Origin of the sequence: Promicromonospora sp. NPDC090134 (assembly GCF_044746965.1) — a bacterium.
Classification (GTDB): domain Bacteria; phylum Actinomycetota; class Actinomycetes; order Actinomycetales; family Cellulomonadaceae; genus Promicromonospora.
Genome location: NZ_JBIVCZ010000001.1, coordinates 1,137,383 through 1,153,880 on the forward strand (window position 1 = coordinate 1,137,383; position 16,498 = coordinate 1,153,880).

Sequence of the window (16,498 nt, forward strand, 5' to 3'; positions counted from 1 at the left end):
CGCTCGTCCGGACCAGGAGGGTCAGGTCACGCGCCTGGTCATCATGGGCCCGCAGGGCGCGGGCAAGGGTACGCAGGCTGCCCGCCTCGCCGAGGTCTTCGGGATCGTCCCGATCTCCACGGGCGACATCTTCCGCACGAACATCGCGGGGGAGACCGAGCTGGGCAAGCTCGCACAGGAGTACACGAACAAGGGTGACCTGGTCCCGGACGAGGTCACCAACGAGATGGTCCGCGACCGTCTCGGCCAGCCGGACGTCAAGGACGGATTCATCCTCGACGGGTACCCGCGCAACGCCGCCCAGGTGACGGAGCTCGACCAGATCCTCGCCGGCCTCGGCTGGGAGCTGGACGGCGTCATCGAGCTGACGGCGGACCGTGCGGAGCTCCTGAGCCGCATCGCGCGGCGGGCCCAGGAAGAGGGCCGGGACGACGACACCGAGGAGGCCATCGCGCGCCGCCTCGACATCTACGCGGAGCAGACGGCCCCGCTCACGTCGGCCTACCGGGAGCGCAACCTGCTCGTGCAGGTCGACGGCCTCGGCGAGATCGCCGAGGTCACCGACCGGATCGTCGCCTCGCTCGCGACCCAGCTGGGCTGAGCGGTGGTCTTCGGCCGGGAGCGGATCGAGTACAAGACGCCGGACCAGGTGCGCCTCATGAGGCGCGCCGGTCTGGTGGTCGCCGAGACGCTCGCCACGGTCCGGGCTGCCGCCCGGCCCGGCCTGACCACCGCCGACCTGGACGCGATCGCCGCCCGCACGATCGAGGCGGCCGGCGCCACGCCGTCGTTCCTGGGCTACCAGGGCTTCCCGGCGGTCATCTGCACGTCGGTCAACGACGAGGTCATCCACGGCATCCCGGGCAGCCGGGTGCTGGCCGTGGGTGACCTCGTCTCCGTCGACTGCGGCGCGATCGTCGACGGCTGGCACGGCGACTCGGCGGTCTCCTTCGTCCTGGGCGCCGAGGGCGCGCTGGACCACCGGCTGCCGGACGACGAGCTGGTCGCTGCCGGAGCAGATCTCGCGGACATCGCGCTCGTCCGAGCCACCGAGACCGCCATGTGGGCGGGCATCGCGTCGCTGGCCTCGGCCAGGCGGCTGAACGCCGTGGGTGAGGCGGTCGAGACCGCCGTCGAGCTGGCCGGGGAGCTCACCGGTGCCGAGTACGGCATCGTCGAGGAGTACGTGGGGCACGGCATCGGCAGCGCCATGCACCAGCCCCCGGACGTGCACAACTACCGGACGTCGGGCTCCGGCCCGCGGCTCCGGTCCGGGATGTGCCTCGCCATCGAGCCGATGATCAGTCGTGGCGGAGGCGAGACCAGGGTGCTCGCGGACGACTGGACGGTGGTCACCACCGACGGCTCGCGCGCGGCCCACTGGGAACACTCGACCGCCATCACGGAGGACGGCATCGTCGTCCTGACGGCGGTCGACGGGGGAGCGGAGCGTCTCGCCGACTTCGGGGTGCGGCCGGTCGCGCTCGCCTGAGCCCCGAGGACTTTCACCCGGGGTCTATTTAAGTCGGGGTCAGTTGGCTACGATCGGCCCGTGACCGATGAAGCGCACACCCTGTCCGACACCACCTACGCGGCGCCTGCGCACGCCGGGCCGGGCCGGACGCGTGGGCCCTGGTACGTGCGGATCCTCCCGGCCCTCAACCGCGGCCTGCGGCGGTTCGGACGCTGGCTCGCCGCATGGGGCCGGCGCCTGGCGGTGAGCCCCTTTCTGTGGGTGGGCATCGTGCTCGGGTTCGGCACGTCGCTCCTGGTGTGGGAGTCCGTCCTGCTGCTCGGCATCGTGGTGTGGCTGGCGGGCGTGTGGCTCTGGGCCGCGCGCGGGCAGTCCGTGCTGGTCGCGCTGGGCCTGGGCATCGTGCTCGGGTGGCTGCCGATGCTGTTCTTCTTCGTGGGCAGCCTGCCGCACACGATGATCGGTCTGCCCGGGGTCGAGTACGACCTCTGAGCGGCCCCGCGTGGCGAGGCTCACGCGCCGGGCGTGCGCCGTCGGCGGTCTTCGCTTTGAATGGTTTACGAACTGACGTAAGATAGATCGCTGGGTGTAGTCCGTTCAACGCCTCCAGATCTTGAAAGGGTGCCGACGGCGCCTGCCGGTCCCCGCGGAAGCGGGGCGCAGGCCGAGGCACACGAGGTAGGCGGTACGCGGACACACGCGACATCCACACCCGACTGTCGGTTTCGCAGGTCTCCTGCGGTGCCGTGGGCGTGGAAGCAGTCACGACGAGAGTTAGCGGAGGATATGGCAAAGAAGGACGGTGTCATCGAGATCGAGGGCAGTGTGATCGAGGCTCTGCCGAACGCGATGTTCCGCGTCGAGCTGTCGAACGGTCACAAGGTTCTCGCGCACATCTCAGGAAAGATGCGACAGCACTACATCCGGATCCTCCCTGAGGACCGCGTGGTGGTGGAGCTCAGCCCGTACGACCTGTCCCGCGGCCGGATCGTCTACCGCTACAAGTAGTCAGTCCCCGATCCGGGGCTGCGTCGCCCACGGCCTGGCCGAGGACGACGTCGCCGTACGATCGACCACCCACGACACTGCTGCGCGCGCACCGGGACACCGGACGCACGTGGTGGAGGAAAACCCGATGAAGGTCAAGCCGAGCGTCAAGAAGATCTGTGACAAGTGCAAGGTGATTCGCCGGCACGGTCGCGTCATGGTGATCTGCGACAACCTGCGCCACAAGCAGCGCCAGGGCTGATCACGCCCCGGGCACCCGCCCGGGCCGGTGGCTGAGGCCACCACCAGCGCACCACCTCGAACCACGCCCCGCGGCAACCGCGCAGGGCAGGGGAACCCTCGGTCCGGAGGCCGGGGCCCGCGAAGAATCGCGGGATGGCGGTGCGGCAGACCTCCGATGAGCAGTACAGGAGCCGGAAGGCACATGGCACGTCTTATCGGCGTCGACCTCCCCCGCGACAAGCGGCTTGAGGTTGCGCTCACTTACATCTTCGGTGTGGGTCGTACCCGCGCGCAGGAGACCCTGGCCGCCACGGGCATCAGCCCGGACGTCCGCGTGAAGGACCTCGGCGACGCCGAGCTCGTTGCGCTCCGCGACTACCTCGAGGGCAACTTCAAGCTCGAGGGTGACCTCCGCCGTGAGGTCGCGGCCGACATCCGCCGCAAGGTCGAGATCGGCACCTACCAGGGCATCCGCCACCGTCGCGGACTGCCGGTGCGTGGTCAGCGCACCAAGACCAACGCGCGTACCCGCAAGGGTCCCAAGCGCACCGTCGCGGGCAAGAAGAAGGCCCGCTGATAGCAGTCCGTGGAGCGGTCGGCTCATCGAGCTGAGACCGCCCCGGTCCGATCAGACCAGGAGATTACAGAACAGATGCCTCCCAAGACTCGCGCCGCCGCCGGCCGCAAGCCGCGCCGCAAGGACAAGAAGAACGTCCCGCTCGGCCAGGCGCACATCAAGTCCACCTTCAACAACACGATCATCTCGATCACCGACCCGTCCGGTGCCGTGGTGTCGTGGGCCTCTGCCGGCCACGTCGGCTTCAAGGGCTCCCGCAAGTCGACCCCGTACGCCGCGCAGATGGCAGCCGAGTCGGCCGCTCGTCGTGCGCAGGAGCACGGCGTCAAGAAGGTCGACGTCTTCGTGAAGGGCCCGGGTTCCGGTCGCGAGACCGCCATCCGCTCCCTCCAGGCGACCGGCCTCGAGGTCGGCTCGATCCAGGACGTGACGCCCCAGGCGCACAACGGCTGCCGCCCCCCGAAGCGTCGCCGCGTCTGATTGTCCGTCGCGACGCGGTGCGGCCGAGCAGCCCCAGGGCTGCGGGACCGCACCGCGATCGCGGCGCTCGCTCACCTCACGAGGTGAGCACCCCGCCTGGACGGTGACAGAGATCCGCCCGGGCTGCGAGAGATCGCAAGGCCGTGATGCGTCATATAGCGGACGCACACTGAAAGGACACCCACAGTGCTCATCGCACAGCGCCCCACGCTGACCGAAGAGGTCATCTCGGAGAGCCGTTCCCGCTTCTCCATCGAGCCGCTCGAGCCTGGCTTCGGCTACACGCTCGGCAACTCGATGCGTCGCACCCTGCTGTCGTCCATCCCGGGCGCGGCCGTCACGTCCATCCGTATCGACAACGTGCTGCACGAGTTCAGCACCGTGTCGGGCGTGAAGGAGGACGTCACCGAGATCATCCTCAACATCAAGAACCTCGTCGTCTCCTCGGAGAACGACGAGCCCGTCGTGATGTACCTGCGCAAGCAGGGCGCCGGCACCGTGACCGCCGCGGACATCGTTCCGCCGGCGGGGGTCGAGGTGCACAACCCCGACCTGCACATCGCCACCCTGAACGACAAGGGCAAGCTCGAGATCGAGCTGACCGTCGAGCGGGGCCGTGGGTACGTGTCCGCCGCGCAGAACAAGCAGTTCGACGCGGAGATCGGACGCATCCCGGTCGACTCGATCTACTCGCCGGTCCTCAAGGTCACGTACAAGGTCGAGGCCACCCGAGTCGAGCAGCGCACCGACTTCGACAAGCTCATCGTCGACGTCGAGACCAAGCAGGCGATCACGCCTCGCGACGCGCTCGCTTCGGCTGGCAAGACCCTGGTCGAGCTGTTCGGCCTGGCACGTGAGCTGAACGTAGAGGCCGAGGGCATCGAGATCGGCCCGTCGCCGACGGACACCGCGCTGGCCGCGGACCTGGCGCTGCCGATCGAGGAGCTCAACCTCACCATCCGTTCGTACAACTGCCTCAAGCGCGAGGGCATCCACCAGGTGGGCGAGCTCGTGGCCCGCAGCGAGGCGGACCTGCTCGACATCCGCAACTTCGGTGCCAAGTCGATCACCGAGGTCAAGGAGAAGCTGGCCGAGCTCGGCCTCAGCCTCAAGGACTCGCCGCTGGACTTCGATCCGGCCGGCGCCTCGTACTTCGAGGGTGGCGACTCCGCGGCCTACAGCAGCGACGAGCAGTCGTACTGACGTCCCGTGCCCGGCCTAGGCCGAGCATGCGGAACCACATTCAAGGAGACAAGCAACAATGCCTACCCCCACCAAGGGCGCACGGCTCGGCGGTAGCCCGGCTCACGAGCGCCTGATCCTCGCGAACCTGTCGACCTCGCTCTTCGAGCACGGCCGGATCACGACCACCGAGACCAAGGCCAAGCGCCTGCGTCCGCTGGCCGAGCGCCTGATCACGTTCGCGAAGAAGGGCGACCTGTCCGCCCGTCGCCGCGTGCTCACCGTCGTGCGCGACAAGGGCGTGGTCCACACGCTGTTCACCGAGATCGCCCCGGCCATGGCCGAGCGCAACGGTGGCTACACGCGCATCACCAAGATCGGCACCCGCAAGGGCGACAACGCGCCGATGGCGGTCATCGAGCTCATCACCGAGCCCGTCAGCCCCAAGCAGGCCGTCGTCAAGGAGGCCACCAAGGCCGCCGAGAAGGCTGCCCCGGTCGAGGACGCGCCGGTTGAGGACGCTCCCGTCGAGGAGACCCCCGCCGAGGACGTCAAGGACGCCCCCGCCGAGGACGCTCCCGCCGAGGAGACCACGGAGGACAAGAAGGAGGCCTGAGCCCCTTTCTTTCCTGCACGACGCCGGCCGCACCTTCCGTACGGAGGGTGCGGCCGGCGTCGTCGTCCGAGGTGTCAGGACGGCGGGAGGTCCCAGGCCCGGGCACCGCCCACGAGCGCGGCCGAGTTGGGGACGATGACGACGTCGTCGCCCAGGCGGGCCAGCGCCGACGGCGTGATGCAGCGCGCGTTGCCGCCGCCGATGTAGAGCCGGTCCCACAGGAAGACGGGCCGCAGCCCGTCCACCACGGTGACCACGCGCCGCGACCACAGGCCGTCCCCGAGCCGGCGCCGTTCGGGCTCCCCGATGTACTGGTCGTACGTGAGGCTGCGGCGCACGGGGGCGTGCGACCACTCCAGGTGCGGGGCGATGCGCCCGCCGTGGAACATCGCCGTCCCGAGGCCCGTGCCGAGCGTGATGACCAGCTCCAGGCCGGATGCCGCGACCACGCCCGCGCCGTGCACCTCGGCGTCGTTCAGGACGAGCGCGGGCAGCCCCAGGCGTGCCGCGACCGCCGCCTGCATGTCGAAGCTGCTCCACGCGTCCTGGAGCGCGGGCACCACCCGGGAACGGGGCCCTGACCGGGTGATGTAGTGCGGCGTGTGCACCACCACGCCGCTGCGGATCATGCCCGGCATGCCGACCGTGACCCGCGCGGCGGCGGGGAGGTCCGTGGCGATCTTCGCGATCGTGTCGACGAGCAGCTCGGGCGGGAGCGGGTAGGGCGTCGGCACGCGGACGGGTGTCGCGTGCGCGGTCCCGGACGTGTCGAGGACGGCCGCCTTGATCCCGCCGCCGCCACAGTCGACCGCCAGCGTGAGGGTGTCTGCCATGACGTCACTGTACGAACCCCTGCGGGGAGATCGGGGAAGATGGCTGTCGTGAACGACTTCATCCGGGTCCGCCTCGACCTCGCCTACGAGGGGACCGACTTCGCGGGCTGGGCCCGTCAGCCGGCCCTGCGCACCGTCGAGGGCGCGCTGGAGGACGGGCTCGCGCAGGTGCTGCGAAGCGCGCAGCGCGGCCTGCCGGCGCCTCGGCTCACGGTCGCCGGCCGCACGGACTCCGGCGTGCACGCCCGGGGCCAGGTGGCGCACGTCGACGTCGACGTCGACGGCTGGGCCGCGCTGCCGGGCCGGTCCGACCGCACACCGGGGGAGGCGCTGGTCACCCGGCTGGGCGGCGTGCTCCCCGGGGACCTCGTGGTGCGCCGGGCCGCGCCGGCGCCCGTGGGTTTCGACGCGCGCTTCTCCGCGCTGCGCCGCCGCTACACCTACCGGATTGCCGACGACGTCGCGCTGCGGGACCCCCTGCGCCGCCGGCACGTCCTGTGGAACCGCAAGCCGCTCGACGTCAGGGCGATGGACGCCGCCGTCCGCCCGCTGACCGGCGTGCGCGACTTCGCCGCCTACTGCAAGCCCCGGCCCGGGGCCACGACCATCCGGGAGCTGCAGAGCATCGCGTGGGAACGGCCCGCCGACGGGCCGGACGCGGGGCTCGTGGTGGGGCGCGTCGTCGCCGACGCGTTCTGCCACAACATGGTGCGGGCGCTGGTCGGCGCGTCGATCGCGGTCGGGGAGGGGCGGCGCGCCGAGAGCTGGCCGGCCGTGCTCCTGGCGAGCCGGCGCCGGGACGCGGGCGTCTTCGTCGTGCCGCCGGAGGGGCTGTGCCTGGAGGAGATCACGTTCCCGCCGGACACCGAGCTCGCCGCCCGCGCCGACGCCGTCCGGGCCAGGCGGATGGACGAGGACGTCTGGGACGAGCCGGTGCCGGCGTCGGGCTAGCTGGGGCTCTCTGCTTGTCGAGGAGCCGTGACCTGCGCTCCGCTACGGACGAGTGCCTTGCTGCGCCGCGGCCCTCACCCTGCGCTGCGCTCCGGTCACGGCTCCTCGACCCAGTGGACCGCGGCCTCCTCGGCGCTCGCGCCCGCGCCGTCGATGCCCGCGTCGGTGCCGTACAGGTCGTTCTCGCGGTTGCCGTCCTCGGCCGCGTAGTTACCGGGGTCCGCGTCGGGGTCGGAGACGAGCCGGCCCGCGCGCGACGTGTCGGCGCGGTCCAGCGGGTCGTCCTGCCAGACGTCCGGCTCCTCCTCGCTGAGCCGCTGGTCCATCGACTCGCCCTGGCGCTCCTCCTGCGAGGTCTCGCCCCAGTGGTTCGAGCGCGGGCGGTCGGGCGGGGAGTACCCCTCGTCGAGGAAGTCCTTCGGACCCCGGCTGTACAGGGTGTCCTCGGTCGGGAGCTGGTCGGTGTCGCCCTCGGCGATGCCGTCCGGTCCTGGCATGGTGGCGGGTGTTTCCTCGGTCATGCTCCTACCGTGACACCAGATCGGCGTGGGCGCCAGAGTGCGGACGTGGCGAACCTCATGCCCGTGGAACCGCCCCGGAGGCCGCCTACGCTTTGACCCCCGGGGAAACTGCCGGGTACTCTAATGAGTCGTTGTGCTTTGTCACGACGTCCTGCGTCAGCACCGAGCCCACTCGAGTGCCGACGAACGGCCCGGACGTCATTCTGACCCCCGCGCACAACGACCTGACTCATCGGGCGCCGCTTCTCGCCCGACGACACCGCAAACGAAAAGGTTACGAACCGTGCGTACGTACACCCCCAAGCCCGGCGACGTCCAGCGCGACTGGTACGTCATCGACGCGACCGACGTCGTCCTGGGCCGCCTGGCAAGCCAGGTCGCAACCCTGCTGCGCGGGAAGCACAAGCCGACCTTCGCTCCGCACGTCGACGGTGGTGACTTCGTCATCATCATCAACGCCGACAAGGTCGCGCTGAGCGGCAACAAGCGCGAGACCAAGCTGGCTTACCGCCACTCGGGTTACCCGGGCGGTCTCACGGCCACCCCGTACGGCGAGCTCCTGGACACCAAGCCGGAGCGCGCCATCGAGAAGGCCGTGCGCGGCATGATCCCCAAGACCTCGCTCGGTCGGACGCAGATGACCCACCTGAAGGTCTACGCAGGCTCTGAGCACCCGCACACGGCGCAGCAGGCCAAGCCGTTCGAGATCACCCAGGTTTCGCAGCAGGCCTGAGGCCGCTGCCGGATCGCAACGCGAAGGACGCGAGGACATCACCGTGGCCGAGACCACCGTCGAATTCGAGCAGGGCGCCGAGGCGCCCAGCAACTACACCACCGAGACTGCCGCGCCGGCAACGCGCGGTTCGTCCATCACCGCCCCGGGCCAGGCCCTCGGGCGCCGCAAGGAGGCCGTGGCGCGCGTGCGCCTCGTCCCCGGCACCGGCACCTGGAAGATCAACGGCCGCACCCTCGAGGACTACTTCCCGAACAAGGTGCACCAGCAGCTGGTCAACTCCCCGCTGAACCTGGTCGAGGTCGAGGGCCGTTTCGACGTCATCGCCCGGATCACGGGTGGCGGCACGTCGGGTCAGGCCGGCGCGCTGCGCCTGGGCATCGCCCGTGCGCTGAACGCCATCGACGAGGAGTCGAACCGCGCCGAGCTCAAGAAGGCCGGCTTCCTCACGCGTGACGACCGCAAGGTCGAGCGCAAGAAGGCCGGTCTCAAGAAGGCCCGCAAGGCTCCGCAGTACTCGAAGCGCTGATCAGAGCGCTTGGCCGGGTGGCCCCGCCGAACAGTGTCGACACTGTTCAGCGGGGCCACCTGCATTTCCGGCGCTGGCCGGGCCCCACTACGGTGGGATCGGAACGAGCTGAGGAGAATGTGCATGGGCAGGCTGTTCGGCACCGACGGAGTTCGGGGCCTCGCCAACAAGGACATCACCGCGGAGCTGGCGCTGGAGCTGGGCGCCGCGGCGGCCAGGGTCCTGACCGCGCAGGGTGAGCTGCTGGGCCCGCGTCCGCGGGCCGTCGTCGGGCGCGACACCCGGGCGTCCGGCGAGTTCCTCGCCGGTGCCGTGGCCGCGGGTCTCGCGTCGGCCGGCGTGGACGTGGTGATGCTCAACGTGCTGCCCACACCCGCGCTGGCCTACCTGGTGACCGAGCTGGAGGCCGACCTCGGGGTCATGGTCTCCGCCTCGCACAACCCGATGCCGGACAACGGCATCAAGTTCTTCGCGCGCGGCGGGCTCAAGCTCGACGACGCCGTCGAGGACGCCATCCAGGCGACCCTCGGTGACGACTGGGAGCGCCCGACGGGCGCCGCCGTCGGGCGCATCCGCACGGACGGCCAGGCGGCCGCCGAGCGCTACGTGCGGCACCTGACGGACAGCGTCGGCACCACGCCCGACCACCGCCCTCTCGAAGGGCTGCGCATCGCGCTGGACTGCGCGAACGGCGCGGCGAGCGAGGTCGGCCCGGAGGCGCTGCGCGCCGCGGGCGCCGACGTCGTGGTGATGAACGCCAGCCCTGACGGCCGGAACATCAACGAGAAGTGCGGTTCCACCCACCCGGAGCAGCTCCAGGCCGTCGTGGTGGCGTCCGAGGCGGACTTCGGCGTCGCGTTCGACGGCGACGCCGACCGCTGCCTCGCCGTGGACCACACCGGCGCGATCGTGGACGGCGACCAGATCCTCGGGATCCTGGCCACCGCACTCAAGGAGGAGGGCCGCCTGCCGGGCGACACCCTGGTGGTGACCGTCATGAGCAACCTCGGGCTCATCCTCGCCATGCGGGAGCGCGGCATCACCACGGTGCAGACCGCGGTGGGCGACCGGTACGTGCTGGAGGAGATGCGCGCCCAGGGCTACGGCCTGGGCGGCGAGCAGTCGGGCCACATCATCCTGGCCGACCACGCGACGACCGGCGACGGCGTGCTGTCGGCGCTGCACCTCGCGGCACGGGTCAAGGCGTCGGGCAAGCGGCTGGCCGACCTCGCGGGAGAGATCGAGCGCCTGCCGCAGACGCTCGTGAACGTGCGCGGCGTGGACAAGTCGCGGGCCGGCACGGACGAGGGCGTGCAGAGCGCCGTGGCCGCCGCGACCTCGCGGCTCGGCGACACCGGCCGCGTGCTGCTGCGTCAGTCCGGCACGGAGCCACTGGTGCGCGTCATGGTCGAGGCGCCCGCCCAGGACGAGGCGGACAAGGTCGCGGAGGATCTCGCCGCCGTGGTGCGGGAGCGGCTCGCGCTCTGACGGGGCCGTCGAGCGCTCCGGCGCGTTTCACCCTCGGCGGGGTGCAGGCGTGAACGGCCCGTGAATCCTTGGGAAGCGGGGTTCTACCAGGGGGTCCCCTGATGCGATTCAGGGGGCCCTCTTGCGTAGTCTGGACGAAGGCACTATGAGGTGCCCTTCTCCGCCCCCCGGGTAGTGCCCCGGCCGAGACTCCCGAGGTCCCGTGCTCGAACTCATCTCCACCGTCCTGAGCGCCACCGAGGCATGGATCCTCGCGATGGCCGCCTCGCCGTGGATCTACCCGGCCATGTTCGCGTTCGCAACCATCGACGGCTTCTTCCCGCCGCTGCCCAGCGAGTCGGTGGTCATCACCCTGACCGTGTCGGCCCACAGCACCGGCACGCCCTGGATGTGGCTCGTGCTGATCGCGGCCGCGGCCGGGGCCTGGGTCGGGGACCAGATCGCGTACCAGATCGGCAAGATGATCGGCACCGACCGGGTGCCGTTCCTGCGCTCGGCCCGCGGGCGCCGGGCCGTGGACTGGGCCGAGCGGGCGCTGGCCCGCCGCGGCGCCTCCTTCATCCTCGCTGCGCGCTACGTGCCGATCGGGCGCGTGGCCGTGAACATGACGGCGGGCGCCGTCGGCTACCCGCGGCGCCGGTTCATGCTCGTCGCCGCCATCGCGGCGGTCATGTGGGCGCTGTACTCCGCGGGGATCGGCCTCGTCGCGGCCCAGTGGCTCGGGCACGAGCCGCTGCTGGCGATCGCCATCGGCGTGGTGCTGGGCGTCGCGATGGGTTTCCTCGTGGACAAGGTGGTGGGCTGGTTCTCGCGCCGGCACCTCCACGAGGTGCCGGACGGCGAGGAGGGCGCGGACGGCGAGAAGGTCGCCGTCCCGGCGGGCGCCACCGAGATGGTCAAGGAGTACGTCCACCGGTCCGACGACGCGGGCCGGTCCGCGAAGGACCGCTGACTAGAGCTTGCGCAGCCGGACCCGCTGCACCGCGTGGTCCGAGCCCTTGGTGAGCACCAGCGTGGCGCGTCCTCGCGTGGGCAGGATGTTCTTCTCGAGGTTCGGCGCGTTGATCGACTCCCAGATCGACAGGGCCTTGTCCGTGGCCTCCTGGTCGGAGAGCGACGCGTACCGCTTGAAGTAGGAGTCCGGCTTGGTGAACGCCGTGCGGCGCAGCTCCAGGAAGCGTTCCACGTACCACTGCCGGATGTTCCGGGTGCGGGCGTCCACGTAGATCGAGAAGTCGAAGAAGTCGCTCACCGCGACGGTCGACTCGTCCACGGCGGACGGCCGGGCCGGCTGCAGCACGTTCAGGCCCTCGACGATGAGCACGTCGGGCTTGCGGACCACCACCTCCAGCTCGGGCACGATGTCGTAGATGACGTGCGAGTACACGGGGGCCCGCACCTCGGACTGGCCGGCCTTGATGCGGGACAGGAACCTGATCAGGGCGCGCCGGTCGTACGACTCCGGGAAGCCCTTGCGCTCCATCAGGCCCCGCCGTTCGAGCTCCGCGTTCGGGTAGAGGAACCCGTCGGTCGTGATGAGCTCGACGCGCGGGGTCTCGGGCCAGCGGGCGAGCATCTCGCGCAGCACGCGCGCCGTCGTCGACTTGCCGACGGCCACCGAGCCGGCCACGCCGATGACGTACGGGGTGCGGGGCGGGTCCTCGTGCAGGAAGGTCGAGGTCGCGTCGTGCAGGCCGCCGGTGGCCTGCACGTAGAGGTTGAGCAGTCGCGACAGAGGGCGGTAGATCGCGTCGACCTCGGCGAGGTCGATCGGGTCACCGAGTCCGCGCAGGCGCTCGACGTCGTCGTCGGTCAGCGGCAGCGGGGTGGATGCCGAGAGGCGGCTCCAGGCCGCCCGGTCGAGATCCACGTAGGGCGAGGACGGGGCGAGGGCGAGCAGGTGCTCCCCGAGGTCCGTCGTCGGGAACTGTGAAACCACCTGCAGCATTGTGCCCCACCTGGGGCAAGAATCGGCATCGTCCGAGGCGGCAGGTGATCCTGCGGGTGAGAAACGAGCCCTGTGAGCCCGGTCATGGGTACCGCTCCGAACGCTCGTTAGACTCGCCCGCATGTGTGGGATCGTCGGTTACACCGGAACTGCCGCGACTATCGCGGACGGCGGCGCCTCGGGCGCGGCCCTGCCCTCGGGCACGCCCCTCGACGTGGCCGTCGAGGGGCTGCGGCGCCTCGAGTACCGCGGCTACGACTCGGCCGGGGTGGCGCTCGTCGCGCCCGGGCTGGACGGCGTGGCCTGGGCCAAGAAGTCGGGCAAGCTCGCCAACCTGATCGAGGTGCTGGACCACGACCCGCTCCCGGAGGCCACCGCGGCGATCGGGCACACCCGCTGGGCGACGCACGGTGGCCCCACCGACGCGAACGCCCACCCGCACCTGGCCGACGGCGACCGCCTCGCCGTGATCCACAACGGCATCGTCGAGAACTTCGCCCAGCTCAAGGCCGAGCTGCTGGCCGACGGCGTGGTGTTCCGTTCCGAGACCGACACCGAGGTGGCCGCCCACCTCGTGGCCAAGGCGTACCGCGAGACCGGCGACCTGACGGCCGCCATGACCGCTACCGCTCGCCGGCTGGAGGGCACGTTCACGCTGCTGGCCGTGCACGCCGACGCGCCTGAGACGGTGGTCGGCGCACGGCACGACTCCCCGCTCGTGGTGGGGCTCGGCGAGGGCGAGAACTTCCTGGGCTCCGACGTCGCCGCGTTCATCGCGCACACCAAGGAGGCCCTGGAGCTGGGCCAGGACCAGGTGGTGACCATCACGCCGACGTCGGTGGACGTGACCGACTTCGACGGCAAGCCCGCCGAGGCCAAGCGCTACACCGTGGACTGGGACGCCGCGGCCGCCGAGAAGGGCGGCTTCGACTCCTTCATGGACAAGGAGATCCACGACCAGCCGCAGGCCGTGGCCGACACGCTGCTCGGCCGCACCGACGCCGCGGGCGCGCTCGTGCTGGACGACCTGCGCATCGACGAGTCGATCCTGCGCGCCGTGAACAAGATCATCGTGATCGCGTGCGGCACCGCCGCCTACTCCGGGCACGTGGCGAAGTACGCGATCGAGCACTGGTGCCGCATCCCGGTCGAGGTCGAGCTGGCGCACGAGTTCCGCTACCGCGACCCGATCGTCGACGAGCGCACGCTGGTGGTCGCCGTGACGCAGTCCGGCGAGACCATGGACACCCTGATGGCCGTGCGGCACGCGCGCGAGCAGGGCGCCAAGGTGATCTCGATCGTCAACACCCACGGCTCCACGATCCCGCGCGAGTCGGACGCGGTGCTCTACACGCACGCCGGCCCCGAGATCGCCGTCGCCTCCACCAAGGCGTTCCTCGCGCAGATCACCGCCGCCTACGTGCTGGGCCTGTACCTCGCCCAGCTGCGCGGCAACAAGTTCCCCGACGAGATCGGGATACTGCTCGACGAGCTGCGGGCCATGCCGGCCAAGATCCAGACCGTCATCGAGCGCGGCGAGTACGTGCGCGCGACCGCCCGGTCCATGGAGAAGTCGGACAAGGTGCTGTTCCTGGGGCGGCACGTCGGGTTCCCGGTGGCCCTGGAGGGCGCGCTCAAGCTCAAGGAGCTCGCCTACATCCACGCGGAGGGCTTCGCCGCCGGCGAGCTCAAGCACGGGCCGATCGCCCTGATCGACGAGGGGCAGCCCGTGTTCGTGGTGGTGCCCTCCCCGCGCGGCCGCGACTCCCTGCACTCCAAGGTGGTCTCCAACATCCAGGAGATCCGGGCGCGCGGTGCCCGCACCCTGGTGATCGCCGAGGACGGCGACGACGAGGTACGCAAGTACGCCGACGAGATCTTCTGGATCCCGCAGGCGCCCACGCTGCTCCAGCCGCTGCTGGCCGTCGTGCCGCTCCAGATCTTCGCGATGGCGCTCGCCACGGCCAAGGGCCTGGACGTGGACCAGCCGCGCAACCTCGCCAAGTCGGTGACCGTCGAGTAAGCCCGTCGGCCCGGCTGTGGCACGCTCGTCGGCGTGGAACTGAAGCAGCTCTCCGACGAGGTCGAGATCATCAGCCGGGTCTACGCGCGCGTGCACGGCCTGGAACGCACGGACGACTGGCTCGTGCTGAAGCTCCAGGAGGAGATCGGCGAGCTCACCCAGGCGTTCCTCACGCTGTCCGGGCGCTCGCGGGACCGGGGCCTGTCCGAGGACGAGATCCGGGACGCGTTCCGGGGCGAGGTCGCGGACGCGCTCGCGCAGCTCCTGCTCGTGGCCCGGCGGTTCGACGTCGACCTGCCCGAGGAGCTGGAGCGCAAGTGGTTCCGCTGGCGGCACCTGGTCCGGCCGGAGGACACCGCGGGCATCCGCGATGTCGGTGGCACCGTCTAGGGTCTGGGCGGACGGGCCCCTGCCGTGGCGGCCCGGCGAGAGGAGCACTGATGGCGTACGTGGAGGTCGACGGGGTCCGGGTGCACTACGTGGAGCACGGGCCGCAGGCAGGCGCGGCGGTGCGCACGGCGGTGCTGGTCCACGGGTTCCCGGTGGACCACAGGATCATGACCGGAGCGTTCGAGCCCGTCCTCGCGGAGCGCCAGGGCTGGCGCAGGGTCTACGTGGACCTGCCGGGCATGGGCCGCACGGCGGCCCCGGACGTCGCGAGCACCGACGACGTCTTCCGGATCCTGCGGGGAGCGGTCGGGGCGCTGGTGCCCGAGGGTCCCTACGTCGTCGTCGGGCAGTCGTACGGCGGGTACCTGGCGCGCGGTCTGGCGGCGGCCGACCCGGACCGGGTCGCCGGCCTGGCCGCCGTCGTCACGCTCGTCGAACCGCGCCACGAGCTGCGCCGGCTCCCCGGGCGCCAGGTGCTGGTCCGCGACCAGGCGCTCGCCGAGCGGGTCGGGGACGCCGCGCTCGACGCGGAGGACGTGCTCGTGGTGCAGACGGAGGAGACCTGGGCACGGGCACGCCGGGAGGTCGACCCCGGGCTGGCCGCGGCCGACCCGGCGGCGGTCGCGCGGATCGAGGCGAGCTACGCCGGGACGTTCCCCGTGGAGCCCGTGCCGTTCGACAAGCCGGTCCTGATCGCCGTCGGCCGCCAGGACTCGGTCACGGGCTACCGCGACGCGTGGGACCTGCTGGAGCAGTACCCGCGCGCCACGTTCGCCGTGCTGGACCGCGCGGGGCACTCGCTGCACATCGAGCAGCGCGGCCTGTTCGAGACCCTGGTGGGGGAGTGGCTCGACCGCGTCGAGGAGGCGGGCGGCGTCAGCTCGACACGGCGACGTACACCAGCAGCGTGACGATCGCGGCGATCACGATGCCGAAGACCACGACCATGATCACGGGGAAGGGGAGCTTGTCGTCGTCCTCCGGCATGGCAACCTCCTACGCGCGAAAGGTGGCGCCCTGCCGATACGAAGCAGGTGCCACCTTTACCTGGGCATTACGAGGATATGGTGCCGCAAAACGGGCACCTTGCGCAACACCGGCATCCGCGCCGCGGCCCGGCCGGCGTGGCCCGGGGCGGGGCGGCCGGCGCCGGGGACCTAGGCTGAGGCCATGATCATCGGCACGGGCATCGACGTGGTCGACGTGGACCGGTTCATGGAGACCCTCGACCGCACGCCCCGGCTGCGGGAGAAGCTGTTCACCGAGGCCGAGCGGGAGCTCCCCGCGGCGTCGCTCGCCGCGCGGTTCGCGGCGAAGGAGGCCATCGCCAAGTCGCTCGGCGCCCCCGGCAACCTCCGGTGGCACGACGTCACGGTGCACCGCACGATCGGCGGCCCGCCGCGGATCGACGCGAGCGGCACCGTGGCTGCCCGCGCCGCGGAGCTCGGCGTGCGCACCTGGCACATCACGATCTCCCACGACGCCGGTATCGCGTCCGCCATGGTGATCGCCGAGGGCTGACC

At 71.1% G+C, this 16,498-nt stretch carries 21 protein-coding genes; 18 read left to right on the forward strand and 3 right to left on the reverse strand.

Annotated features, from left to right (window positions below; all coding sequences use genetic code 11):
• Positions 1-43 precede the first annotated feature (43 nt).
• From ACIPN7_RS04960 to rplQ, 9 genes are all read left to right on the forward strand, one after another.
• The gene (locus tag ACIPN7_RS04960; RefSeq protein ID WP_400539155.1) at positions 44-601 is read left to right on the forward strand and encodes an adenylate kinase; all 558 of its coding nucleotides are present in this window, start codon (positions 44-46) and stop codon (positions 599-601) included.
• Positions 602-604: 3 nt separating this feature from the next.
• Complete coding sequence (map, locus tag ACIPN7_RS04965; protein WP_400538558.1) at positions 605-1,492, forward strand: type I methionyl aminopeptidase; 888 nt, start codon at positions 605-607, stop codon at positions 1,490-1,492.
• Between the two features lie 60 nt (positions 1,493-1,552).
• Entirely contained in the window at positions 1,553-1,966 is a 414-nt protein-coding gene (locus ACIPN7_RS04970) for a hypothetical protein (RefSeq protein WP_400538561.1), read from the forward strand.
• 294 nt (positions 1,967-2,260) lie between these two features.
• A complete protein-coding gene (gene infA / locus ACIPN7_RS04975; RefSeq protein ID WP_020016137.1) occupies positions 2,261-2,482 on the forward strand; it encodes a translation initiation factor IF-1 in 222 nt (73 codons plus the stop codon).
• Positions 2,483-2,609: 127 nt separating this feature from the next.
• Positions 2,610-2,723 (forward strand): 50S ribosomal protein L36, encoded by a 114-nt coding sequence (gene rpmJ / locus ACIPN7_RS04980; protein WP_003956441.1) that lies wholly within the window; start codon positions 2,610-2,612, stop codon positions 2,721-2,723.
• Positions 2,724-2,906: 183 nt separating this feature from the next.
• A complete protein-coding gene (rpsM, locus tag ACIPN7_RS04985; protein ID WP_108492286.1) occupies positions 2,907-3,281 on the forward strand; it encodes a 30S ribosomal protein S13 in 375 nt (124 codons plus the stop codon).
• Positions 3,282-3,356: 75 nt separating this feature from the next.
• Positions 3,357-3,761 (forward strand): 30S ribosomal protein S11, encoded by a 405-nt coding sequence (gene rpsK, locus ACIPN7_RS04990; protein ID WP_020016139.1) that lies wholly within the window; start codon positions 3,357-3,359, stop codon positions 3,759-3,761.
• A gap of 186 nt (positions 3,762-3,947) precedes the next feature.
• Positions 3,948-4,964 carry a DNA-directed RNA polymerase subunit alpha gene (locus ACIPN7_RS04995; RefSeq protein ID WP_285101000.1) on the forward strand — a complete coding sequence of 339 codons (1,017 nt, stop codon included), beginning with the start codon at positions 3,948-3,950 and terminating at the stop codon, positions 4,962-4,964.
• Positions 4,965-5,022: 58 nt separating this feature from the next.
• Positions 5,023-5,559, forward strand: a complete 537-nt coding sequence (rplQ, locus tag ACIPN7_RS05000; RefSeq protein ID WP_377235428.1) for a 50S ribosomal protein L17 — start codon at positions 5,023-5,025, stop codon at positions 5,557-5,559.
• Between the two features lie 74 nt (positions 5,560-5,633).
• Here the strand turns inward: rplQ and ACIPN7_RS05005 are convergent, their stop codons facing one another.
• Positions 5,634-6,392 (reverse strand): ROK family protein, encoded by a 759-nt coding sequence (locus ACIPN7_RS05005; protein ID WP_400538607.1) that lies wholly within the window; start codon positions 6,390-6,392, stop codon positions 5,634-5,636.
• 39 nt (positions 6,393-6,431) lie between these two features.
• Between ACIPN7_RS05005 and ACIPN7_RS05010 the strand changes: the two genes are divergently transcribed.
• The gene (locus ACIPN7_RS05010) at positions 6,432-7,343 is read left to right on the forward strand and encodes a tRNA pseudouridine synthase A (RefSeq protein ID WP_400538609.1); all 912 of its coding nucleotides are present in this window, start codon (positions 6,432-6,434) and stop codon (positions 7,341-7,343) included.
• 95 nt (positions 7,344-7,438) lie between these two features.
• On the opposite strand, the gene ACIPN7_RS05015 is transcribed toward ACIPN7_RS05010, so the two are convergent.
• Positions 7,439-7,864, reverse strand: a complete 426-nt coding sequence (locus tag ACIPN7_RS05015) for a DUF5709 domain-containing protein (protein WP_400538611.1) — start codon at positions 7,862-7,864, stop codon at positions 7,439-7,441.
• A gap of 283 nt (positions 7,865-8,147) precedes the next feature.
• On the opposite strand from ACIPN7_RS05015, the gene rplM reads away from it, so the two are divergent.
• The 4 genes from rplM to ACIPN7_RS05035 all read left to right on the forward strand — a co-directional run bounded on the left by rplM (position 8,148) and on the right by ACIPN7_RS05035 (position 11,566).
• A complete protein-coding gene (gene rplM / locus ACIPN7_RS05020; RefSeq protein WP_377220017.1) occupies positions 8,148-8,597 on the forward strand; it encodes a 50S ribosomal protein L13 in 450 nt (149 codons plus the stop codon).
• A 43-nt stretch (positions 8,598-8,640) separates the two neighbouring features.
• Positions 8,641-9,126 (forward strand): 30S ribosomal protein S9, encoded by a 486-nt coding sequence (gene rpsI, locus ACIPN7_RS05025; RefSeq protein ID WP_182620582.1) that lies wholly within the window; start codon positions 8,641-8,643, stop codon positions 9,124-9,126.
• 123 nt (positions 9,127-9,249) lie between these two features.
• On the forward strand, positions 9,250-10,614 hold the full coding sequence (gene glmM / locus ACIPN7_RS05030; protein ID WP_400538614.1) for a phosphoglucosamine mutase: 1,365 nt from the start codon (positions 9,250-9,252) through the stop codon (positions 10,612-10,614).
• A gap of 202 nt (positions 10,615-10,816) precedes the next feature.
• Positions 10,817-11,566 carry a DedA family protein gene (locus tag ACIPN7_RS05035; RefSeq protein ID WP_400538616.1) on the forward strand — a complete coding sequence of 250 codons (750 nt, stop codon included), beginning with the start codon at positions 10,817-10,819 and terminating at the stop codon, positions 11,564-11,566.
• Here the strand turns inward: ACIPN7_RS05035 and coaA are convergent, their stop codons facing one another.
• Positions 11,567-12,562: a type I pantothenate kinase gene (gene coaA / locus ACIPN7_RS05040; protein ID WP_377231670.1), complete on the reverse strand. Its 996-nt coding sequence runs from the start codon at positions 12,560-12,562 to the stop codon at positions 11,567-11,569.
• A gap of 121 nt (positions 12,563-12,683) precedes the next feature.
• Between coaA and glmS the strand changes: the two genes are divergently transcribed.
• From glmS to ACIPN7_RS05060, 4 genes are all read left to right on the forward strand, one after another.
• A complete protein-coding gene (glmS, locus tag ACIPN7_RS05045; RefSeq protein ID WP_400538619.1) occupies positions 12,684-14,585 on the forward strand; it encodes a glutamine--fructose-6-phosphate transaminase (isomerizing) in 1,902 nt (633 codons plus the stop codon).
• 33 nt (positions 14,586-14,618) lie between these two features.
• Positions 14,619-14,975: a pyrophosphatase gene (locus tag ACIPN7_RS05050; protein WP_400538621.1), complete on the forward strand. Its 357-nt coding sequence runs from the start codon at positions 14,619-14,621 to the stop codon at positions 14,973-14,975.
• A 50-nt stretch (positions 14,976-15,025) separates the two neighbouring features.
• Positions 15,026-15,886 carry an alpha/beta fold hydrolase gene (locus ACIPN7_RS05055; RefSeq protein ID WP_400538623.1) on the forward strand — a complete coding sequence of 287 codons (861 nt, stop codon included), beginning with the start codon at positions 15,026-15,028 and terminating at the stop codon, positions 15,884-15,886.
• Positions 15,887-16,145: 259 nt separating this feature from the next.
• On the forward strand, positions 16,146-16,496 hold the full coding sequence (locus ACIPN7_RS05060) for a holo-ACP synthase (protein WP_285101023.1): 351 nt from the start codon (positions 16,146-16,148) through the stop codon (positions 16,494-16,496).
• Positions 16,497-16,498: the final 2 nt, after the last annotated feature.